Origin of the sequence: Brunnivagina elsteri CCALA 953 (assembly GCF_002289455.1) — a bacterium.
GTDB classification, from domain to species: Bacteria; Cyanobacteriota; Cyanobacteriia; order Cyanobacteriales; family Nostocaceae; genus Brunnivagina; species Brunnivagina elsteri.
Genome location: NZ_NTFS01000442.1, coordinates 1 through 5191, shown reverse-complemented (window position 1 = coordinate 5191; position 5191 = coordinate 1). Strand labels below are relative to the sequence as shown.

The window sequence follows — 5191 nt, the reverse complement described above, 5'->3', positions numbered from 1 at the left end:
TGATTCTATATCTATCACATCAAAATACTAACCGCTATCTGTAAGGGTTTGAACCTTTCTTCAAACTAAATGTAGTAGCTAGGCAGTTACGATTATTTTCTAAAACGGAGAGAGAGGGATTCGAACCCTCGTTGGAGTCACCCCCAAACAGACTTTCCAGGTCTGCGCCTTCAACCACTCGGCCATCTCTCCAGATATCACAAGTTAATATCCTACAATTAAAATTCAGAAACTGCAATAATATTTTTATTGAAATTCAAAATAAAACTGTAAATCCATTAAATTCAGCGAAATTACGCCACAACTACAAAATTATGATGCCTAACACATACAGCATTACAGTACGCGATCGCGCCAAAGGCATTACCCACATTTTCCAAGTACCGAGCGATCGCTATATCCTCCACAGCGCTGAAAAACAAGGCAAAGAACTACCATTCTCCTGCCGTAATGGTGCTTGTACCGCTTGTGCAGTGCGGGTAATCTCTGGAGACATTTACCAACCGGAAGCAATCGGGCTTTCCCAAGAATTACAAGACAAGGGGTATGCTTTATTGTGCGTTAGTTATGCTCGCTCGAATATAGAAGTCGAAACCCAAGACGAAGATGAAGTTTACGAACTCCAATTTGGACGCTTTTTCGCCAAAGGAAGAATTCGCGCAGGTTTACCATTAGATGAAGATTAATTAAGATCGAGGGCAAAGGGCAGGGGGAAAGAAAGTAATCTTCTTTTACCACTCCCCTTCCCCAATACCCCATGTCTAATTTCCATGATAAAAAACATAATTTTATTTTTTCTCATATTCCTACTTGCAAGTTGTCAACCGCAGAAACAAGTAGAAAATATACCAGTACCAGTAAAAGTAGTGCGAGTAGTTAGCGGACAAACTTTTGAAGTTATGGGATTAGGAGATCAACCCAATTTATTATCACAAGTACGACTGATTGGAATTGATGCGCCCGATTTACGGCAGCGTCCTTGGGGAGATAATGCTAAGGAAGGTTTTGAGGCATTAATAGGTGGACAACCCGTCAATTTAGAATTTGATATCGAAGCCAAAGATAAAATTGGTCGCACAATGGCTTATGTGTGGAAAAATGGATCATTGTTGAACGAACAACTAATTAAAGACGGACAAGTGATATTTGCTGCGCGATCGCCCAATCACAAATATGACCTCAAACTCGAACGCGCTCAACAATGGGCAAGATTAATGGGGCAAGGTATTTGGAACCCAGACAAACCCATGCGTGTTTCCCCCGCCGAATTTCGCCGTACAAATCGATAAAACACGTAGAGATAACACATTGAGTCGTATTTTATACAAAAAATTATTGAATTACAAATTATTGAATTACAAATCATGAAAGAACAACTTCAAAGCTTCCTCGACATAGCCACGGAAGCCGCATTAGCAGGAGGTGCTGAACTTCAGCGCTATTTAGGCAAAATCGAAGATTCCATCATTGAAAAAGGTCGTCCAGGGGATTTGGTGACAGCAGCAGATAAAGCTTCCGAAGCAGTAATTCTGGACATTTTTAGTCGTCATCTTCCTCAACATGCCATTCTTTCTGAAGAATCGGGGGAATTGGGTAATCAAGATAATAAATATCTTTGGGCAATCGATCCACTTGATGGTACAACTAACTTTGCCCATCAATACCCAGCTTTTGCCGTTTCCATTGGGCTGCTCATCGACGGAGTACCCGAAGTTGGAGTTATCTACGATCCTTTCCATAACGAATTATTTCGCGCTGCCAAGGGTTTAGGGGCAACATGCGAGTTTAACTCAGCTTCTCGAAGTCCAATTCGCGTTTCCCAAACGAACGAACTCAGTAAAAGCTTATTAGTGACGGGATTTGCCTACGATCGCCGCGAAACATCTGACAATAATTACGCAGAGTTTTGTTATTTTACTCACCTGACCCAAGGCGTAAGACGTAGTGGTTCAGCATCACTGGATTTAGCTCACGTAGCCTGTGGTCGTGTCGATGGTTACTGGGAGCGGGGTCTTTCCCCTTGGGATATAGCAGCAGGAATAATCATCCTCAGGGAAGCAGGGGGAATGGTTACAGCCTATGACAACTCGCCACTAAATATTTCATCTGGTCGAATTCTGGCAACTAATGGTCATATCCACAACGCAGTAAGTAAAGAATTGATGAATACTCCGCCTTTAAGCTCATGGGGCGAACACTAGTATCAAATTTATAGCCATTTTCAATAAGAGAAGTACACTAGAAAGATTAATGGAAACACTTTTTCTTATGGCGCTATATGTCTTTGAAAATTGAACGCGGATTATTTAAATTTGACTTTATAGATTATCATGCAGTTTTATGCATTCCAGTTGACGCGGACACAAAAGAAATTCGCAAGCGTTATCTTCAAATTGCCCGACGACTGCATCCAGATAGCAGTGCATCTGCTAGTCCAGAAGAAAAACAACTGGCAAGTGAATTACTATCAAAGCTAGTTAACCCAGCTTACGAGAAACTGTCATCAGATAAAGCTCGAACCGAGTACATGGTTGTACTTTCACAGATGGGTAAACGCTTGGTACAAAAATCTGCCTCAGTAGATTTAAGTAGCGATCCAGCCAGACAGCTAGCAGGTGCCCCGAACGTTGAGCAATTTTACAGAAGTGCGATCGCTAAAATTTCGGAAACCCAATATGAGAATCTATCCCACGCTCTCAAAATTATTGCGTACGTCAGCGAACTCAATTTAGTTTATTTGATGCGAACTGCTGGGAAAAAATTTACATCCGCAGCAGCACCATCAGCAACACCAAAAAGCAATACAGCTAAGACTGCGGGAAATACGCAAAGTTCCACTCCACAGGCAAGCACAACCAAAGAAGATACCAACGTTGCCCAGTATTTACGACGTGCCCAAGAATTAATGTCGAAGAATCAATTCGCACAAGCACGAGTTGAACTCCAAGACGCAATTAAACTTGCACCACATAATAGTCGCTGTCATAGCTTGATCGGAGTGGTCTATTTAAAGCAAAATCAAACCACAATGGCAAAAGTCCATTTCGACCGCGCCTTGCAACTAGACCCCAACGACACAGAAGCGTCCGAGGGGAAACGCAAAATCGAACAATTTCTGGGGCAAAAATCCGGCACAACGAAGCCAGCAGCATCGTCAAGTGCAGGCACAAAGCCATCAGACAAGTCCGGCGGAAGCGGTTTATTTGGCGGTTTATTTGGTGGAAAGAAAAAATAATTTATGGTTTACCAACCAGCAACGGGTGCAAGAGATTTGCTACCCCTTGATGTTGCCCAAAAACGCTGGATAGAAGATAGATTGCAGCAGGTATTCCACCGTTGGGGATATCACCGAATTATCACCTCCACCCTAGAACGGATGGATACGTTAATGGCAGGAGGTGCAATTCAACCCCGTACAGTGATTCAACTGCAAAACTCAGAAGACGAAGAATTAGGCTTGCGTCCAGAATTAACTGCCTCCATTGCCCGAACTGCAGTAACGCGGATGGCAGGTGCAGCTTACCCACAACGGCTTTACTACAATGCCAACGTCTTTCAACGCACGCGAGAATCCAAGCACAACCAACCGCAAGAATTTTATCAAGCTGGTGTAGAGTTACTTGGTGGTGGTGGTTTGTTAGGCAATGCTGAAATTCTTTTACTGGCGGCAGATTGTTTACAAGCACTAGATTTAAGTAATTGGCATTTAATTTTAGGGGAAGCTGGAATTACGCGATCGCTTCTCGAAGCATTCCCCCCAAACCTGCGTAGCTCTGTTCGTCACTGCGTAGCTCATCTCGATCGGGTTACACTGGATACCCTAACTTTAAGTGACGAATTACACGAACGGGCGCGGATTATGCTGGATTTACGTGGAAGTGCTGCCGATGTTTTTCCCAAACTCGCCAGTCTTACCCTTGATTCATCTCAACAAGCGGCAGTTAACGAATTAAAAGCTTTGGTCGAATTATTACAATCAGGAAGAACTTTCCCCATCATTATCGACCTTAGCCTCATTCAAACCATAGATTACTACACTGGTATTGTCTTTGAAGTTGTCACCAATACTGAAAATAACACCACTTCAATAGCTAGAGGTGGACGCTATGACCAACTTTTAGGACTTTACCATCCCCAACAAGAAAACATTCCCGGCATTGGTTTTGTCTTTTTACTCGATAATCTCTACCAAGTTTTATCAGTATCTCAGCAATTACCACAAACAACGCCAGCCGCAAACTGGTTAGTAGTTGCCGAAACAGAACAAGCTTACACTAATGCTTTTGCCTACAGCGCTAAACTTCGGAACTCCGTTCATTTAGTACGAGTCGAAATGGATTTAGGTAGACGTAATCCCGAAGCAATCCGTGAATACGCACGCGATCGCAATATCGGCAAAATAGCTTGGATTAAAGCCAATGCCGACCCCATAATCGAATCCCTTTAACGATTCCCTTTCATTATTTACTAAGCATTCTTGCTAGGCTATCAAAGCAGTCTTAATATAGCTTAATCAAAAAAAGAGAGAGGGAAGCCATGTCTCACACAATAGTAACTAACATCTGTGAAGGTGTTGCTGACTGCGTAAGTGCCTGCCCAGTTGCCTGTATTCATCAAGGTCCAGGCAAAAACACCAAAGGCACTGATTGGTACTGGATTGATTTTTCAACATGTATTGACTGCGGTATTTGCCTGCAAGTGTGCCCCGTTGAGAATGCGATCGTCCCAGAAGAACGACCCGAATTGCAGAAAACACCATCATAAAGTATGCATCCAGGTTAACAGTCTATAGTAACTTTCGCCTTGCCAGTAACTATTGACTGTTAGCTTTTCACATAAAAAAAGCTTCTATTGCAAAAACGTGACATTTAATTAATACCTCAAAAGCTTATAGAGGAAGGGATTAGAGAAAAGGGAAAAGAAAATAGAAAAAAAGCTTGACAAAGAAAAAGGGGATTGCTATTCTAGGTCGAGTGAGCGGTGAAAGAACAAACGCCCACGCTGAACCGAAAAAAAGTTAATAGTTTGAAAGTCATAACAAACACTAATCCTCGTCAAAGCAATGAAAAAAGTTCTTGCGTAAGCAGGAAAAGAGGATTCTAAAAAGAATTTTCGTAGAAAGAGCTAAACAAACAAATTTGATTTTGTTTTGAACAAAATGGAGAGTTTGATCCTGGCTCAGGATGAACGC

The 5191-nt window shown here is 42.3% G+C and carries 6 protein-coding genes and 1 tRNA gene; 6 read left to right on the top strand and 1 reads right to left on the bottom strand.

Features of this window, described 5'->3' with window-relative positions:
* Positions 1 to 105: 105 nt before the first annotated feature.
* Positions 106 to 192, bottom strand: a tRNA-Ser gene (locus CK510_RS25975).
* Between the two features lie 125 nt (positions 193 to 317).
* Between CK510_RS25975 and CK510_RS25970 the strand changes: the two genes are divergently transcribed.
* From CK510_RS25970 to CK510_RS25945, 6 genes are all read left to right on the top strand, one after another.
* Positions 318 to 686, top strand: coding sequence for a 2Fe-2S iron-sulfur cluster-binding protein (locus tag CK510_RS25970; RefSeq protein WP_095724425.1), 369 nt, complete (start codon positions 318 to 320; stop codon positions 684 to 686).
* 84 nt (positions 687 to 770) lie between these two features.
* A complete protein-coding gene (locus CK510_RS25965; protein WP_095724424.1) occupies positions 771 to 1289 on the top strand; it encodes a thermonuclease family protein in 519 nt (172 codons plus the stop codon).
* Between the two features lie 75 nt (positions 1290 to 1364).
* A complete protein-coding gene (locus CK510_RS25960) occupies positions 1365 to 2201 on the top strand; it encodes an inositol monophosphatase family protein (protein WP_095724423.1) in 837 nt (278 codons plus the stop codon).
* Positions 2202 to 2278: 77 nt separating this feature from the next.
* Positions 2279 to 3235 carry a J domain-containing protein gene (locus tag CK510_RS25955; protein WP_095724422.1) on the top strand — a complete coding sequence of 319 codons (957 nt, stop codon included), beginning with the start codon at positions 2279 to 2281 and terminating at the stop codon, positions 3233 to 3235.
* A gap of 3 nt (positions 3236 to 3238) precedes the next feature.
* Positions 3239 to 4447, top strand: a complete 1209-nt coding sequence (locus CK510_RS25950) for an ATP phosphoribosyltransferase regulatory subunit (RefSeq protein WP_095724421.1) — start codon at positions 3239 to 3241, stop codon at positions 4445 to 4447.
* 89 nt (positions 4448 to 4536) lie between these two features.
* Positions 4537 to 4764 carry a ferredoxin family protein gene (locus CK510_RS25945; protein ID WP_095724420.1) on the top strand — a complete coding sequence of 76 codons (228 nt, stop codon included), beginning with the start codon at positions 4537 to 4539 and terminating at the stop codon, positions 4762 to 4764.
* Positions 4765 to 5191: the final 427 nt, after the last annotated feature.